This is a genomic window from Pseudomonas sp. 21615526 (assembly GCF_013386245.1).
In the GTDB taxonomy this organism is placed as follows: domain Bacteria; phylum Pseudomonadota; class Gammaproteobacteria; order Pseudomonadales; family Pseudomonadaceae; genus Aquipseudomonas.
This window is the reverse complement of sequence record NZ_JACAOM010000108.1, coordinates 22,029-38,215: the sequence shown is the minus strand read 5'-3', so window position 1 is coordinate 38,215 and position 16,187 is coordinate 22,029. Positions and strand designations below refer to the sequence as shown.

The following is a 16,187-nucleotide window of genomic DNA, read 5'->3' as shown; positions in this document are numbered from 1 at the left end:
TTCGCGAGCAAGCCCGCTCCCACATTTGACCGAGTACATCCCTTGGAATGCGGTCGAGTGTGGGAGCGGGCTTGCTCGCGAAAGCGGTCTTAAGCCTTGCGCACCCGTAAGCAACGCCACAAGGCTACGACCATGAACAGGCTAACCACCGCCCAACCCCACGCCTGCTGGTTCATCAACCCTTCACGGAACAACTGCGGCGCAATGCCGGCACCGATGATGAACGCCAGCAACGCAATCTCCCGCCGCAGCCCGCTCACCGGACGCACCAGGTACACCAGCGCCGGCAGCACCAGCGCGGCACTCGGGAAGCTGCGGTAACGTGGGTCAAATACCAGCGCCAGCATCATGACCGCACCGGCAAACCCGGCGATTGCCACCAGCCAGCCAGCGCGCTGCTCCAGCCAGTTGAAGGCGCGTTCGCGCCAACCTTCTCGCGTACTCAACGCCAGGGCGGCGTGAGCCAGTACCGCAAGGTTCAAGGCCACCAGCAATCCAGCCCACACCCACTCATCCGTGAAGCGCGCGGTGACCCGGTTCAACTCGGCCCAGGTGCCGATCGAGCAGGCCGCCACGGCGCCCAGCAATGGCAACAACAACGCAGCCCGGGTCGTGCGCACGCGGCCACCCAGCAGCAGCGTGCCCAGCAGGATAATCCCGCCAACCCCCAGCCACAGCGGCCAGTACGGCACATTGGTCACCGGGCCGGCGAGCACGCCCTTGTCCTGGCGGTCCGCATCAAACAGGCCCCAGTAACCACCCACCGCCCCTTCACTGGCACGTTTCCACGGCTGGTCAAAGGCTTCGATCAGGTTGTAGTGCCAGCCATTGGCTTCGGCCATGGCCACGAACCCGCGCATGAATTTCGCTTCGTTGACCCGGCTCGGCACCGCCGTTTCCCGCTGGCGGCCTTCGCTCGGCCAGCCGGTCTCGCCGATCGTCACGTCCTTGGGGGCGAACTTGTTGCCGAAGGTCTGGCGCACATCGCCCACGTGCTTGAGCGCCTGGTCGATGCCCGAGGGGTCATCTTCCCAGTACGGCAGCAGGTGGATGGTCAGGAAGTCCACGGCCGGGGCGATTTCCGGGTGTTGCAGCCAGAACTCCCACACATCGGCATAGGTGACCGGTTGCTTGATATGGTCCTTGACGTGATGGATCAACTTGACCAACTGCCCGGCGGTGACTTCCTTGCGCAGCAGGGTTTCGTTACCGACGATCACCGAGGTGACGACGTCGGGGTTGGCATTGGCCGAAGCGATCAGTGCCTCGACTTCCTTGGCGGTGGCCACCGGATCACTGCTGACCCATGCGCCGCTCATCAGCTTCAGGCCGTGTTTGCGTGCCAGTGCCGGCAAGTCTTCAAGGCCGGTCTGGGAGTAGGTGCGAATGCATTCGAAACGGGTGGCCAGCAACGCCAGGTCGGCGTCCATGCGCTCGGGGCGCAGTTTGAACGGCTGGTCGAACGGCGACTGGTCTTTGTCGAAGGGCGTGTAGGACGCACATTGCAGCTTGTGGCTGGCGCTGGCCACGTCCGGCAGCACCACCGGTTGGCCAAGGCCGTACCAATAGCCGCCGAGGGCCAGCACACCGAGGATCAGGGCAAATAAATAGGGCAGGAGCGGGAAACGTGCAGTCGCGGGCATGATCAGGCCGTCTGGGGGCAAAGGCGCGCATCTTACCCGGATTTGAGCCGTCCCAGTGGGGCCGCATAATTTTGACATGCAAAGTTCGGGCGGGATCGTCGGTGAATGTCCTACAAATCATCCTGCTGGCGATGTGATGTCGTTTCTTGCTTACCTGAGGTCGCAGTCAGAGCAGGTCGCTTGTGGCAGCAGGTTGATGATCGAAGTGTCAGCCCTCCACTGATGAGGCACCCACGTGATCGATGCGCGTGAAGGGGGCGCGGTGCACCACATAACAACAGGTTGACGTCGCTCGGCATCCGCCGGGCGCAGCACTTTCGGGGAAGCACTATGAAGATGCGACGACTCTTGGGCGCAGCTGCCACTCTGGTAGTTGCGATGAGCTCCACACTGGCCAGCGCCGACAGCAAAACCCTGAGCATCGGCTATGTGGATGGCTGGTCGGACAGTGTCGCCACCACCCACGTGGCGGCAGAAGTGATCAAGCAAAAGCTCGGTTATGACGTGAAACTGCAAGCGGTCGCCACCGGGATCATGTGGCAAGGCGTGGCCACCGGCAAACTCGATGCCATGCTCTCCGCCTGGTTGCCGGTGACCCACGGTGAATACTGGGCCAAGAACAAGGACAAGGTGGTCGACTACGGCCCCAACTTCAAGGACGCCAAGATCGGCCTGATCGTGCCTGAGTACGTGAAAGCCAAATCCATCGAAGACCTCAAGACCGACACCACCTTCAAGAACAAGATCGTGGGTATCGACGCCGGTTCAGGTGTGATGCTCAAGACCGACGAAGCAATCAAGGCCTATGGCCTGGACTACAAGCTGCAAGCCAGTTCGGGCGCGGCGATGATCGCCGAGTTGACCCGTGCCGAAGACAAACAGGAATCCATTGCGGTCACCGGCTGGGTGCCACACTGGATGTTCGCCAAGTGGAAACTGCGTTTCCTGGACGACCCAAAAGGAATTTATGGTGCTGCTGAGACCGTCAACAGCATCGGCAGCAAAGGCCTGGAAAAGAAAGCCCCGGAAGTCGTGGCGTTCCTGAAGAAATTCCAGTGGGCCTCCAAGGATGAAATCGGCGAAGTCATGCTGGCGATCCAAGAGGGCGCCAAGCCTGAAGCGGCGGCCAAGGACTGGGTGGCCAAGCACCCTGAACGTGTCGCCGAGTGGACCGCTAAATAAGGCGTTAAAACTGTAGGAGCGAGCTTGCTCGCGAAGAACGCAAGGGCACCGCGATCATCCAGAATGAACGCGTTACCGTTGACGTTTTTCGCGAGCAAGCTCGCTCCTACAATTGTTTCTGCACACCCGTAAACCCTCGCTACACTCCTTCTACTACTAAGGTCGTCTGGAACCTGTTCCTCAGCCGCATACAGTGGATATGTTCCAATAATAAAAAGCTGTGCTGCGAGGATAAAAACAATGAACGACAGCATTTACCTCTCGATTCAAAACAGCCCGCGTTTCAAGGAGCTGGTTAGTAAAAGGGAAAGATTCGCCTGGATTCTCTCGGCAATCATGCTTGGGCTTTACTCCGCTTTCATTCTTCTGATTGCCTATGGGCCGCAAATACTGGGGGCCAAGATCAGCCCCGGTTCGTCCATCACGTGGGGGATCCCTATCGGGGTCGGGCTGATTGTGTCGGCCTTCGTCCTCACCGGCATCTATGTACGACGCGCCAACGGCGAATTCGACGACTTGAACAATGCGATTCTCAAGGAGGCTGCGCAATGATCCGTCGTCTATTGGCTGTACTCGGCGCTTCGGCCTTTGCACCTGCCGTTTGGGCGGCCGATGCACTGACCGGCGAAGTGCATAAACAACCGCTGAATATCGCAGCGATCCTGATGTTCGTGGCCTTCGTCGGCGCGACCTTGTGCATCACCTACTGGGCGTCCAAGCGCAACAAGTCGGCGGCCGACTACTATGCGGCCGGCGGCAAGATCACCGGGTTCCAGAACGGTCTGGCGATTGCCGGTGACTACATGTCGGCAGCCTCCTTCCTGGGGATTTCCGCGCTGGTGTTCACCTCCGGCTACGACGGCCTGATCTACTCCATCGGCTTCCTGGTGGGCTGGCCGATCATTCTGTTCCTGATCGCCGAGCGCCTGCGTAACCTGGGCAAATACACCTTTGCCGACGTGGCGTCCTATCGCCTGGGGCAAACCCAGATCCGCAGCCTGTCGGCCTGTGGCTCTTTGGTGGTGGTGGCGTTCTACCTGATCGCGCAGATGGTAGGCGCGGGCAAGCTGATCCAGCTGCTGTTCGGCCTGGATTATCACGTCGCGGTGATCCTGGTGGGCATCCTGATGTGCCTCTATGTGTTGTTCGGCGGCATGCTGGCGACCACCTGGGTGCAGATCATCAAGGCAGTGCTGTTGCTGTCCGGTGCCTCGTTCATGGCGCTGATGGTGATGAAACACGTCAACTTCGACTTCAACATGCTGTTTGCCGAGGCGATCAAGGTTCACCCTAAAGGTGAAGCGATCATGAGCCCGGGCGGTCTGGTGAAAGACCCGATTTCGGCGTTCTCCCTCGGCCTGGCACTGATGTTCGGTACCGCCGGCCTGCCGCACATCCTGATGCGCTTCTTCACTGTGAGTGACGCAAAGGAAGCTCGCAAGAGCGTGCTGTATGCCACTGGCTTCATCGGCTACTTCTATATCCTGACCTTCATCATCGGCTTCGGCGCGATCCTGCTGGTCAGCACCAACCCGGCGTTCAAGGATGCTGCAGGTGCCTTGCTCGGCGGTAACAACATGGCGGCGGTGCACCTGGCCAACGCGGTGGGCGGCAGTATCTTCCTGGGCTTCATCTCGGCCGTGGCGTTTGCCACCATCCTGGCAGTGGTTGCCGGTTTGACCCTCGCGGGTGCTTCGGCGGTGTCCCATGACCTGTACGCCAGCGTGATCAAGAAAGGCAAGGCCAACGAGAAGGATGAGATTCGCGTATCGAAGATCACCACCATCGCCCTGGCAGTACTGGCGATTGGCTTGGGCATCCTGTTTGAAAGCCAGAACATCGCGTTCATGGTGGGCCTGGCGTTCTCCATTGCGGCCAGCTGTAACTTCCCGGTGCTGCTGCTTTCCATGTACTGGAAAAACCTCACCACCCGCGGTGCGATGATTGGTGGCTGGCTGGGCTTGATCAGTGCCGTTGGCCTGATGATCCTCGGCCCGACCATCTGGGTCTCGATCCTGCACCATGAGAAGGCGATCTTCCCTTACGAGTACCCGGCGCTGTTCTCGATGATCATTGCGTTCATCGGCATCTGGTTCTTCTCCATCACCGACAAGTCGGCGGCGGCAGAGAAGGAACGTGCGCTGTACTTCCCACAGTTTGTGCGTTCGCAAACTGGCCTGGGGGCGAGTGGGGCGGTTAGCCACTAAGCCTGTAACAGTTACAAAAAAATGCCCCGGTCGTGAGATCGGGGCTTTTTTTGCCTTTATTGGTAACAGATACGACAAAACTGTTTCTCAAATCCGGCACAAATAAAAACGGCCTCCCTATCACAAAGGAGGCCGTTTTCGGTGTAGCCAAGTAGCGATCAGCTTACTTGCGGTCTTCCAGCTTGGTGATGTCACGCGACTCGTAGCCGGTGTACAGCTGGCGCGGACGGCCAATCTTGTACGGGCTGGAGAGCATTTCTTTCCAGTGGGAGATCCAGCCCACGGTCCGCGCCAGGGCGAAGATCACGGTGAACATGCTGGTTGGAATGCCGATCGCCTTGAGGATGATCCCCGAGTAGAAGTCGACGTTCGGGTACAGCGAGCGCTCGATGAAGTACGGGTCGGTCAGGGCGATCTCTTCCAGGCGCATGGCCAGTTCGAGTTGCGGATCGTTCTTGATGCCCAGTTCCTTCAACACTTCGTCGCAGGTCTTCTTCATTACGGTGGCGCGCGGGTCGCGGTTCTTGTAGACCCGGTGACCGAAGCCCATCAACTTGAACGGATCGTTCTTGTCCTTGGCCTTGGCGATGAACTTGTCGATGTTCGAGACATCGCCGATTTCATCGAGCATGGTCAATACGGCTTCGTTCGCACCGCCGTGGGCAGGGCCCCACAGTGCGGCGATACCGGCGGCGATACAGGCGAACGGGTTGGCACCCGAGGAGCCCGCCAGGCGCACGGTAGAGGTCGAGGCGTTCTGTTCGTGGTCGGCGTGGAGGATGAAGATCTTGTCCATCGCGGCGGCCAGCACCGGGCTGATCGGTTTGATCTCGCACGGGGTGTTGAACATCATGTGCAGGAAGTTTTCCGCGTACGTCAGGTCGTTGCGCGGGTACATCATGGGTTGACCCATGGAGTACTTGTAAACCATTGCGGCCAGGGTCGGCATCTTGGCAACCAGGCGGATCGCGGAGATTTCGCGATGCTGCGGGTTATTGATGTCCAGGGAGTCGTGATAGAAGGCCGACAGGGCGCCGACTACGCCGCACATGACGGCCATCGGGTGGGCGTCGCGACGGAAGCCGTTGAAGAAGGTCTTCAACTGCTCGTGAACCATGGTGTGGTTCTTTACGGTGCTGACAAACTGGGCCTTTTGCTCAGCTGTTGGCAATTCGCCATTAAGCAGCAGGTAGCAGGTTTCCAGGTAGTCCGACTGTTCAGCAAGCTGTTCGATCGGGTAGCCGCGGTGCAGCAAGATACCGTTATCACCGTCGATATAGGTGATCTTCGACTCGCATGAGGCGGTCGACATGAAGCCTGGGTCGAATGTAAAACGGCCCGTGGCCGTCAGGCCCCGTACGTCGATAACATCGGGACCAACGGTGCCGGTTAAAATGGGCAGCTCGACGGGGGCTGCGCCCTCGATGATCAACTGCGCTTTTTTGTCAGCCATGTGGCCTCCTATTTATGCTTCAAATCATCAGACAGACCCCCCACGCAGGGCCCGCACCACTATAGTGAGATAAATTCAGATGTCAATTTGCCTAAAGTCTTGCTCCAGAAGGCTTTAACCGTACTTTTTCCTCGAAATTACCTGCCGTTTACGCCTTTTATGCCGCCAGCGCAATGCGCTATTAGGGTGAGGAGTGCGCGTTGTCATTAGTTGCCTAACTGTCTATACTCGGCCTCCGACCGCCAGGGGCTTTTGGGCCCGTTTTGATGGGGGTCGCACTCCCTGGGTGGTGGTTACCTGACCAGTGCACTCCCCAACAACTTTGCCCTGATTGTTAGGGGCTCTTCAGTGTGAAAAAAAGCCGTGAATAGCCAACGACCTGTAAACCTAGACCTAAGGACCATCAAACTCCCCATCACCGGCGTAACGTCGTTCCTGCACCGTGTATCCGGCATCATCCTGTTTCTTGGCCTGGGCATCATGCTTTATGCATTGAGCAAATCCCTGGGTTCGGAAGAAGGGTACGCCGAGGTGAAGGCATGCTTGACCAGTCCGCTGGCCAAATTCGTCGCCTGGGGCCTCCTGTCCGCTCTGCTTTATCACCTTGTGGCCGGTATTCGCCACTTGATCATGGACATGGGTATCGGTGAGACGCTGGAAGGCGGCAAGCTGGGCTCGAAAATCGTCATCGCCATTTCCGTGGTGCTGATCGTTCTGGCGGGAGTTTGGATATGGTAACCAGCGTTACGAACCTGTCGCGTTCGGGCCTCTATGACTGGATGGCGCAACGTGTGTCTGCGGTTGTTCTCGCGGCTTATTTCATCTTCCTGATCGGGTACCTCGCGGCGAACCCTGGCATTGGCTACGCCCAATGGCACGGCCTGTTCGCTCACAACGGGATGCGCATCTTCAGTCTGCTGGCCCTTGTAGCCCTGGGCGCTCACGCCTGGGTTGGCATGTGGACCATCGCGACCGACTACCTGACGCCGATGGCGCTGGGCAAGTCCGCGACAGCAGTACGGTTTCTCTTCCAGGCAGTATGCGGCGTCGCGATGTTCGCTTACTTCGTCTGGGGTGTGCAGATTCTTTGGGGTATCTGATTCATGGCTAACACAGTTAATACGCTTTCATTCGACGCCATCATCATTGGCGGCGGCGGTGCCGGCATGCGCGCTGCGCTGCAACTGGCCCAGGGCGGTCACAAGACTGCCGTGATCACCAAGGTGTTCCCGACCCGTTCCCACACCGTTTCGGCCCAGGGTGGCATCACGTGCGCCATCGCCTCCGCCGATCCAAACGATGACTGGCGCTGGCACATGTACGATACCGTCAAGGGTTCCGACTATATCGGTGACCAGGACGCTATCGAATACATGTGCTCCGTAGGCCCGGAAGCGGTCTTCGAGCTGGAACACATGGGTCTGCCGTTCTCCCGTACCGAACAGGGTCGCATCTACCAGCGTCCGTTCGGCGGTCAGTCGAAAGACTTCGGTAAGGGTGGCCAGGCCGCTCGTACCTGTGCCGCAGCCGACCGTACCGGTCACGCGCTGTTGCACACCCTGTACCAGGCCAACCTGAAGGCCGGCACCGTATTCCTCAACGAATACTACGGCGTCGACCTGGTGAAGAACGAAGACGGTGCCTTTGTAGGCATGATCGTTATCTGCATCGAAACCGGCGAAACCTCTTACGTGCGGGCTAACGCCACCGTATTGGCGACCGGCGGTGCAGGCCGTATCTACTCTTCGACTACCAATGCCCTGATCAACACCGGTGACGGTATCGGCATGGCCCTGCGTGCAGGCGTCCCGGTACAAGACATCGAAATGTGGCAGTTCCACCCGACCGGCATCGCCGGCGCCGGTGTACTGGTTACAGAAGGTTGCCGTGGTGAAGGTGGTTACCTGATCAACAAGAACGGCGAGCGCTTCATGGAGCGTTATGCTCCGAACGCCAAAGACCTTGCCGGTCGTGACGTTGTAGCCCGTTCCATGGTTAAAGAGATCATCGCCGGTAACGGCTGTGGTCCCGATGGCGACCACGTGATGCTGAAGCTCGATCACCTCGGTGAAGAAGTGCTGCACAGCCGTCTGCCAGGCATCATGGAGCTGTCCAAGACCTTTGCCCACGTTGACCCGGCTGTTGCGCCGATCCCGGTTGTTCCAACTTGCCACTATATGATGGGCGGCGTTGCCACCAACATTCATGGCCAGGCGATCACCCAGGACGCCGACGGCGTTGACCAGATCATCCCTGGTCTGTTCGCGGTAGGTGAAGTAGCTTGTGTATCGGTTCACGGTGCCAACCGTCTGGGCGGCAACTCGCTGCTTGACCTGGTGGTATTCGGTCGTGCCGCCGGCCTGTTCCTGGAACAGACCCTCAAGGAAGGCGTTGATTACGCGCGTCCACGCCAGTCCGACATCGACGCTGCCCTGGCACGTCTGGATGGCCTGAACTCGCGTACCGATGGCGAAGACGTCGCCTCCCTGCGCAAAGAGCTGCAAAGCTGCATGCAGAACTACTTCGGTGTGTTCCGTACCGGCGAATACATGCAGAAAGGTATCGCCCAGCTGGCTGACCTGCGTACGCGCATCGCCAACGTCAAGATCAACGACAAGAGCCAGGCGTTCAACACCGCTCGAATCGAAGCCCTTGAGCTGCAAAACCTGCTGGAAGTGGCTGAAGCGACTGCGATCGCCGCCGAGGTTCGTAAAGAATCCCGTGGTGCTCACGCTCGTGAAGACTATGAAGACCGCGACGACGAAAACTGGTTGTGCCACACCCTGTACTTCCCGGGTGACAAGCGCGTAACCAAGCGTGCCGTGAACTTCTCGCCGAAGACGGTTCCGACGTTTGAACCGAAGATTCGGACTTACTAAGGGTGGCTGCCATGTTGAAAGTCAGTGTTTATCGCTACAACCCTGATCAGGACGCTGCGCCGTTCATGCAGGAATTCCAGGTCGATACCGGTGGTAAGGACCTGATGGTGCTGGACGTGCTGGCCCTGGTTAAAGAGCAGGACGAAGGTTTCTCCTATCGTCGCTCTTGCCGTGAGGGTGTCTGCGGCTCCGACGGCATGAATATCAACGGCAAGAACGGCCTGGCGTGCATCACGCCGCTGTCTTCCGTGGTGAAAGGCAACAAGTTGGTTGTTCGTCCGCTGCCAGGTTTGCCGGTTATCCGTGACCTGGTCGTCGATATGAGCATCTTCTACAAGCAATACGAGAAGGTTAAGCCATTCCTGCAGAACGACACGCCGGCTCCGGCCATCGAGCGTCTGCAGACTCCGGAAGAGCGCGAGAAGCTGGACGGTCTGTACGAGTGCATCCTGTGCGCTTGCTGCTCGACTTCCTGCCCGTCCTTCTGGTGGAACCCCGACAAGTTCCTGGGCCCAGCTGCCCTGCTGCAAGCGTACCGCTTCCTGGCAGACAGCCGTGACACCAAGACTGCCGAGCGTCTGGCTTCGCTGGATGACCCGTTCAGCGTATTCCGCTGCCGCGGGATCATGAACTGCGTCAACGTATGTCCCAAAGGCCTGAACCCGACTAAGGCCATTGGTCACGTACGTAGCATGCTGCTGCAAAGCGGCGTGTAACCGACGTTGTAGTAAAAGCAGGACCGTTGTGCCCGTAGATGCTACGGCGCAGGCTTCAACCGGCGCCGTAGTTTTAACTTGAGCAGCGACTTACAAAGACGCGGCTCTTATTTTGAAGAAATGAGACAAGCAGGGGCATTCGGGTTGGTACCCGAACTATCAGCGTGATCCTAAGTGGCTTGTTTTGGTCGCTGCACTTGGCCTTTTGCAAGCAAACTCGGTGTTTTCGCCGGTGGTGTCCCCAAATCGAGGGTGACCAAGCATGCAAGAAAGCGTGATGCAGCGCATGTGGAACAGCGGCTATCTTTCAGGTGGTAACGCTGCCTATGTGGAAGAGCTTTATGAGCTCTACCTGCACGACCCTAACGCTGTGCCAGAAGAATGGCGCACCAAATTTCAGACGTTGTCTTCAGACGGCAACGCTGCCACCGATGTATCGCACGCAACAATTCGCGATCAGTTCGTGCTGCTGGCAAAGAACCAGCGCCGCGCCCAGCCGGTTTCTGCCGCAAGCGTGAGCAGTGAGCACGAGAAGAAGCAAGTTGAAGTACTGCGACTGATCCAGGCCTACCGTATGCGTGGCCACCAGGCAGCCCAGCTTGACCCGCTGGGGCTGTGGCAGCGTCCTGCACCTGCAGACCTGTCGATCAATCATTACGGCTTGACCAATGCCGATCTTGATACGACCTTCCGTGCCGGCGACCTGTTCATCGGCAAAGAGGAAGCGAGCCTACGCGAAATTCACGAAGCGTTGCAGCAGACATATTGCCGCACCATCGGTGCCGAATTTACGCACATCACTGATTCCGAGCAGCGCCACTGGTTCCAGCACCGCCTTGAAGGCGTGCGTGGTCGCCCGGTGCTGTCTGCGGACGTCAAGAGCCACTTGCTCGAGCGCGTCACTGCAGCGGAAGGCCTGGAAAAATACCTGGGCACCAAATACCCGGGCACCAAGCGTTTCGGCCTGGAAGGCGGCGAAAGCCTGATCCCGATGCTCGACGAGCTGATCCAGCGTTCCGGTTCCTACGGCACCAAGGAAATCGTGATCGGCATGGCCCACCGTGGCCGCTTGAACGTGCTGGTCAACACCTTCGGCAAGAACCCGCGCGAGCTGTTCGACGAGTTCGAAGGCAAGAAGAAGGTCGAGCTGGGTTCCGGTGACGTTAAATATCACCAGGGCTTCTCGTCCAACGTAATGACCACCGGCGGTGAAGTTCACCTGGCCATGGCGTTCAACCCATCCCACCTGGAGATCGTTTCTCCAGTGGTCGAGGGGTCGGTACGTGCGCGCCAGGATCGTCGTAACGATTCCACCGGTGAGAAGGTCCTGCCGATTTCCATCCACGGTGACGCGGCGTTCGCCGGTCAGGGTGTGGTCCTGGAAACGTTCCAGATGTCGCAGACTCGCGGCTTCAAGACCGGCGGTACCGTTCACATCGTCATCAACAACCAGGTGGGCTTCACCATCAGCAACCCGCTGGACGCACGCTCTACCGAGTACGCGACCGACGTTGCCAAGATGATCCAGGCGCCGATCCTCCATGTGAATGGTGATGATCCGGAAGCCGTGTTGTTCGTGACCCAGTTGGCCATCGATTACCGCATGCAGTTCAAGCGTGACGTGGTCATCGACCTGGTCTGCTACCGTCGTCGCGGTCACAACGAAGCGGATGAGCCTAGCGGCACCCAACCGTTGATGTACCAGCAAATCACCAAGCAGCGCACCACCCGTGAGCTGTATGCCGATAGCCTGATCAAGGCCGGCGTGGTGGACGATGCACGTGTTCAGGCGAAGATCGATGAATACCGCAACGCGCTGGACAACGGCCTGCATGTCGTGAAAAGCCTGGTCAAGGAGCCGAACAAAGAGTTGTTCGTTGACTGGCGTCCGTACCTGGGCCACGCCTGGACGGCGCGTCACGACACCTCGTTCGATCTGAAGACCCTGCAGGAACTGTCGGCCAAGCTGCTGGAAATCCCAGACGGTTTCGTCGTACAGCGCCAGGTTGCGAAGATCTACGAAGACCGTCAGAAGATGCAAGCCGGCGGCCTGCCGATCAACTGGGGTTACGCTGAAACCATGGCGTACGCGACCCTGGCGTTCGAGGGTCACCCGATCCGCATGACCGGCCAGGACATCGGCCGCGGTACGTTCTCGCACCGTCACGCTGTGTTGCACAACCAGAAAGACGCGGGCACCTACATCCCGTTGCAGAACCTGTACGAAGGCCAGCCACGTTTCGACCTGTACGATTCGTTCCTGTCCGAAGAAGCCGTACTGGCGTTCGAATACGGTTACTCGACCACCACGCCTCAGGCGCTGGTGATCTGGGAAGCCCAGTTCGGCGACTTCGCCAACGGTGCCCAGGTGGTTATCGACCAGTTCATCACCAGCGGCGAGCACAAGTGGGGCCGTCTGTGCGGTCTGACCATGCTGCTGCCACACGGTTATGAAGGTCAGGGTCCGGAGCACTCCTCGGCCCGTCTGGAGCGTTACCTGCAATTGTGCGCAGAGCACAACATCCAGGTGTGCGTGCCGACTACCCCGGCCCAGATCTACCACTTGCTGCGTCGCCAGGTGATCCGCCCGCTGCGCAAGCCGCTGGTAGTGCTGACGCCGAAATCGCTGCTGCGTCATAAATTGGCCATCTCGACCCTGGAAGATCTGGCGGATGGTTCGTTCCAGACCGTTATTTCAGAAATCGACACCCTCGACGCGGCCAAGGTCACTCGCCTGATCCTGTGCAGCGGCAAGGTTTACTACGATTTGCTGGAAAAACGCCGTGCCGAAGGCCGCGAAGACATCGCCATCGTGCGGATCGAGCAGCTTTACCCGTTCCCGGAAGACGACCTGATGGAGGCCATCGCGCCTTACACCAACCTCACCAATGTGGTGTGGTGTCAGGAAGAACCGATGAACCAGGGCGCGTGGTACAGCAGCCAGCATCATCTGCGTCGCAGCATCGGCAATCACAAACAGGCACTGGGCCTGGAGTACGCCGGTCGTGATGCTTCTGCTGCACCTGCGTGTGGTTATGCGTCGATGCACGCCGAGCAGCAGGAAAAACTGCTGCAAGATGCTTTCACTGTTTAACGCCTTCGCGCTGACTGAAACCGAATTTTAAGGACCCACAGATAATGGCTATCGAAATCAAAGCCCCGTCATTCCCGGAATCGGTTGCCGATGGCACCGTTGCCACCTGGCACAAGAAACCAGGCGAGGCCGTCAAGCGTGACGACCTGATCGTCGACATCGAAACCGACAAGGTCGTGCTCGAAGTGTTGGCTGAAGCTGACGGCGTGCTGGGCGCAATCGTTGCCGAAGAAGGCGCTACCGTCCTGTCGAACCAGGTACTGGGCTCGATCGAAGAGGGCGGTGCTGCTGCCGCTGCTCCTGCTCCTGCCGCCGCTGCGGCACCGGCTGCTGCCGCAGCTCCAGCTGCTGCACCGGCTGCGGGTGGCGAAGATCCAATCGCTGCACCGGCTGCGCGTCAACTGGCTGACGAAAACGGCATCAACCTGGCGTCCATCAAGGGCACCGGCAAAGATGGCCGTGTGACCAAGGAAGACGTGGTTGCCGCCGTTGAAGCCAAGAAAAACGCTCCAGCTGCTGCGCCTGCCAAGGCTGCCGCCCCGGCTGCCGCTGCTCCTGTGTTCGCCGCTGGCGACCGCACCGAGAAGCGCGTACCGATGACCCGCGTGCGTGCCACCGTGGCCAAGCGCCTGGTTGAAGCACAGTCGAACATGGCGATGCTGACTACTTTCAACGAAGTCGACATGACCGAAGTCATGGCCCTGCGTTCGAAGTACAAGGACCTGTTCGAGAAGTCCCACAACGGCGTACGCCTGGGCTTCATGTCGTTCTTCGTGAAAGCGGCCACCGAAGCGCTGAAACGCTTCCCGGCAGTCAACGCTTCCATCGACGGCGGCGACATCGTTTACCACGGTTATGCTGACGTCGGCGTTGCCGTCTCCAGCGACCGTGGCCTGGTGGTACCGGTTCTGCGTAACGCCGAGCTGATGAGCCTGGCTGAAATCGAAGGCGGCATCGCCAACTTCGGCAAGAAGGCCCGTGACGGCAAACTGACCATCGACGAGATGACCGGTGGTACCTTCACCATCACCAACGGTGGTACTTTCGGTTCGATGATGTCGACTCCGATCGTCAACCCGCCACAAGCTGCGATCCTGGGCATGCACAACATTCTGCAGCGTCCTATGGCGATCAACGGCCAAGTGGTTATCCGCCCGATGATGTACCTGGCGCTGTCGTACGATCACCGCCTGATCGATGGTAAAGAAGCCGTGACTTTCCTGGTGACCATCAAGAACCTGCTGGAAGACCCGGCTCGTCTGCTGCTGGATATCTGATAAAGCGGCGGTGCGCCGTACCACCCGGTCTGCCGCGAGGCAGGCCGGAGTGCGGCTCACGGCTTGAAGCTTTTAGCTAAAGAGGATTTTTTTTCATGTCGCAGAAATTTGACGTTGTAGTGATTGGCGCAGGCCCTGGCGGCTACGTTGCCGCCATCAAGGCCGCACAACTGGGCCTCTCGACTGCTTGCATCGAAAAATACACCGACAAGGAAGGCAAACTGGCGCTGGGCGGTACTTGCCTGAACGTTGGCTGCATTCCTTCCAAGGCGCTGCTGGACAGCTCCTGGAAATTCCACGAAGCGCAAGACGGTTTTGCCATCCACGGCATCAACCACGCTGGCGTGACCATGGACGTGCCAGCGATGGTCGGCCGCAAGGCCAACATCGTTAAAGGCCTGACTTCCGGCGTTGCTACCCTGTTCAAGGCCAACGGCGTTACTTCCCTGCAAGGCCACGGCAAACTGCTGGCCGGCAAGAAAGTTGAAATCACCAAGCCTGACGGTTCGACCGAAATCATCGAAGCCGAGAACGTGATCCTGGCTCCAGGTTCGCGTCCAATCGACATTCCACCGGCTCCGGTTGACCAGAACGTGATCGTTGATTCGACCGGCGCCCTGGAATTCCAAGCGGTTCCAAAACGTCTGGGCGTGATCGGCGCTGGCGTGATCGGCCTGGAACTGGGTTCGGTCTGGTCCCGCCTGGGTTCCGAAGTGACCGTGCTGGAAGCCCTGGACACGTTCCTGCTGGCTGCCGACACCGCAGTGTCCAAAGAAGCGCTGAAAACCCTGACCAAACAAGGTCTGGACATCAAGCTGGGCGCTCGTGTTACCGGTTCCAAGGTTAACGGCGAAGAAGTTGTCGTGACCTACACCGACAAGGATGGCGAACAGACCATCACTTTCGACAAGCTGATCGTAGCCGTTGGTCGCCGTCCGGTGACCACTGACCTGCTGGCTTCCGACAGCGGCGTGAACATCGACGAGCGTGGTTTCATCCACGTTGACGATCACTGCGCTACCACCGTGCCGGGCGTCTACGCCATTGGCGACGTGGTTCGCGGCATGATGCTGGCGCACAAGGCTTCCGAGGAAGGCATCATGGTTGTCGAGCGCATCAAGGGTCACAAGACCCAGATGAACTACGACCTGATCCCGTCTGTTATCTACACCCACCCGGAAATTGCATGGGTCGGCAAGAACGAACAGCAGTTGAAAGCTGAAGGCGTTGAAGTTAACGTCGGCACCTTCCCGTTTGCCGCTTCTGGCCGTGCCATGGCAGCCAACGACACCGGTGGTTTTGTCAAAGTCATCGCTGATGCCAAGACTGACCGCGTATTGGGCGTCCACGTGATTGGCCCAGGCGCAGCAGAACTGGTTCAGCAAGGCGCAATCGGTATGGAATTCGGCACCAGCGCCGAAGACATCGGCATGATGGTTTTCTCCCATCCGACCCTGTCCGAAGCGCTGCACGAAGCCGCGTTGGCAGTGAATGGCCATGCCATCCACATCGCCAACAAGAAGAAGCGCTAAGCGAGATAATAAGAAACCACGGCGGTTGCCCGTCGTGAGCCTTGTGCGCAAGACTCACCGCGGAATATCCGCTGGACGCAGTCTTGCGCAGTTTCACCACCCAGGGTTCAGGCCTTTGGTGGTTTGACTGTGCAAGCAGCAGTCACAGGTGGCGCGGCACTCAATAAAGAGCGCAGCGCCGAATGCGCAGTACCTAACGAAGAC

12 protein-coding genes are annotated in these 16,187 nt (G+C 58.9%); 10 read left to right on the top strand and 2 right to left on the bottom strand.

Annotated features, from left to right (window positions below; all coding sequences use genetic code 11):
• Positions 1–89: 89 nt before the first annotated feature.
• Positions 90–1,643 (bottom strand): glycosyl hydrolase family 17 protein, encoded by a 1,554-nt coding sequence (locus HX786_RS26300; protein WP_178912804.1) that lies wholly within the window; start codon positions 1,641–1,643, stop codon positions 90–92.
• 330 nt (positions 1,644–1,973) lie between these two features.
• Here HX786_RS26300 and HX786_RS26295 point away from each other — a divergent pair, with 330 nt between their 5' ends.
• The 3 genes from HX786_RS26295 to HX786_RS26285 all read left to right on the top strand — a co-directional run bounded on the left by HX786_RS26295 (position 1,974) and on the right by HX786_RS26285 (position 5,032).
• Positions 1,974–2,825, top strand: coding sequence for a glycine betaine ABC transporter substrate-binding protein (locus HX786_RS26295; RefSeq protein WP_008433997.1), 852 nt, complete (start codon positions 1,974–1,976; stop codon positions 2,823–2,825).
• A 240-nt stretch (positions 2,826–3,065) separates the two neighbouring features.
• Entirely contained in the window at positions 3,066–3,377 is a 312-nt protein-coding gene (locus HX786_RS26290; protein ID WP_003210577.1) for a DUF485 domain-containing protein, read from the top strand.
• Positions 3,374–5,032 carry a cation acetate symporter gene (locus tag HX786_RS26285; RefSeq protein WP_003210576.1) on the top strand — a complete coding sequence of 553 codons (1,659 nt, stop codon included), beginning with the start codon at positions 3,374–3,376 and terminating at the stop codon, positions 5,030–5,032. The genes HX786_RS26290 and HX786_RS26285 overlap by 4 nt, the downstream gene beginning before the upstream one ends.
• A gap of 163 nt (positions 5,033–5,195) precedes the next feature.
• Here the strand turns inward: HX786_RS26285 and gltA are convergent, their stop codons facing one another.
• Complete coding sequence (gene gltA, locus HX786_RS26280) at positions 5,196–6,485, bottom strand: citrate synthase (protein ID WP_003210575.1); 1,290 nt, start codon at positions 6,483–6,485, stop codon at positions 5,196–5,198.
• 363 nt (positions 6,486–6,848) lie between these two features.
• On the opposite strand from gltA, the gene sdhC reads away from it, so the two are divergent.
• The 7 genes from sdhC to lpdA all read left to right on the top strand — a co-directional run bounded on the left by sdhC (position 6,849) and on the right by lpdA (position 15,983).
• Entirely contained in the window at positions 6,849–7,223 is a 375-nt protein-coding gene (sdhC, locus tag HX786_RS26275; RefSeq protein ID WP_008433998.1) for a succinate dehydrogenase, cytochrome b556 subunit, read from the top strand.
• Complete coding sequence (sdhD, locus tag HX786_RS26270; RefSeq protein WP_003210573.1) at positions 7,217–7,585, top strand: succinate dehydrogenase, hydrophobic membrane anchor protein; 369 nt, start codon at positions 7,217–7,219, stop codon at positions 7,583–7,585. Before sdhC ends, sdhD begins: the two co-directional genes overlap by 7 nt.
• 3 nt (positions 7,586–7,588) lie before the next feature.
• Positions 7,589–9,364 (top strand): succinate dehydrogenase flavoprotein subunit, encoded by a 1,776-nt coding sequence (gene sdhA, locus HX786_RS26265; protein ID WP_003210572.1) that lies wholly within the window; start codon positions 7,589–7,591, stop codon positions 9,362–9,364.
• Between the two features lie 11 nt (positions 9,365–9,375).
• Complete coding sequence (locus HX786_RS26260; RefSeq protein ID WP_003210571.1) at positions 9,376–10,080, top strand: succinate dehydrogenase iron-sulfur subunit; 705 nt, start codon at positions 9,376–9,378, stop codon at positions 10,078–10,080.
• A 262-nt stretch (positions 10,081–10,342) separates the two neighbouring features.
• Complete coding sequence (locus HX786_RS26255) at positions 10,343–13,174, top strand: 2-oxoglutarate dehydrogenase E1 component (protein ID WP_003210570.1); 2,832 nt, start codon at positions 10,343–10,345, stop codon at positions 13,172–13,174.
• A gap of 44 nt (positions 13,175–13,218) precedes the next feature.
• Complete coding sequence (gene odhB / locus HX786_RS26250) at positions 13,219–14,451, top strand: 2-oxoglutarate dehydrogenase complex dihydrolipoyllysine-residue succinyltransferase (protein ID WP_008434003.1); 1,233 nt, start codon at positions 13,219–13,221, stop codon at positions 14,449–14,451.
• A 95-nt stretch (positions 14,452–14,546) separates the two neighbouring features.
• Positions 14,547–15,983, top strand: a complete 1,437-nt coding sequence (gene lpdA, locus HX786_RS26245) for a dihydrolipoyl dehydrogenase (protein ID WP_003210568.1) — start codon at positions 14,547–14,549, stop codon at positions 15,981–15,983.
• Positions 15,984–16,187: the final 204 nt, after the last annotated feature.

Coding starts and splice junctions, on each gene's coding strand:
- HX786_RS26300 (WP_178912804.1), bottom strand. CDS start 1,643: ATGCCCGCGACTGCACGTTTCCCGCTCCTGCCCTATTTATTTGCCCTG.
- HX786_RS26295 (WP_008433997.1), top strand. CDS start 1,974: ATGAAGATGCGACGACTCTTGGGCGCAGCTGCCACTCTGGTAGTTGCG.
- HX786_RS26290 (WP_003210577.1), top strand. CDS start 3,066: ATGAACGACAGCATTTACCTCTCGATTCAAAACAGCCCGCGTTTCAAG.
- HX786_RS26285 (WP_003210576.1), top strand. CDS start 3,374: ATGATCCGTCGTCTATTGGCTGTACTCGGCGCTTCGGCCTTTGCACCT.
- gltA (WP_003210575.1), bottom strand. CDS start 6,485: ATGGCTGACAAAAAAGCGCAGTTGATCATCGAGGGCGCAGCCCCCGTC.
- sdhD (WP_003210573.1), top strand. CDS start 7,217: ATGGTAACCAGCGTTACGAACCTGTCGCGTTCGGGCCTCTATGACTGG.
- sdhA (WP_003210572.1), top strand. CDS start 7,589: ATGGCTAACACAGTTAATACGCTTTCATTCGACGCCATCATCATTGGC.
- HX786_RS26260 (WP_003210571.1), top strand. CDS start 9,376: ATGTTGAAAGTCAGTGTTTATCGCTACAACCCTGATCAGGACGCTGCG.
- HX786_RS26255 (WP_003210570.1), top strand. CDS start 10,343: ATGCAAGAAAGCGTGATGCAGCGCATGTGGAACAGCGGCTATCTTTCA.
- odhB (WP_008434003.1), top strand. CDS start 13,219: ATGGCTATCGAAATCAAAGCCCCGTCATTCCCGGAATCGGTTGCCGAT.
- lpdA (WP_003210568.1), top strand. CDS start 14,547: ATGTCGCAGAAATTTGACGTTGTAGTGATTGGCGCAGGCCCTGGCGGC.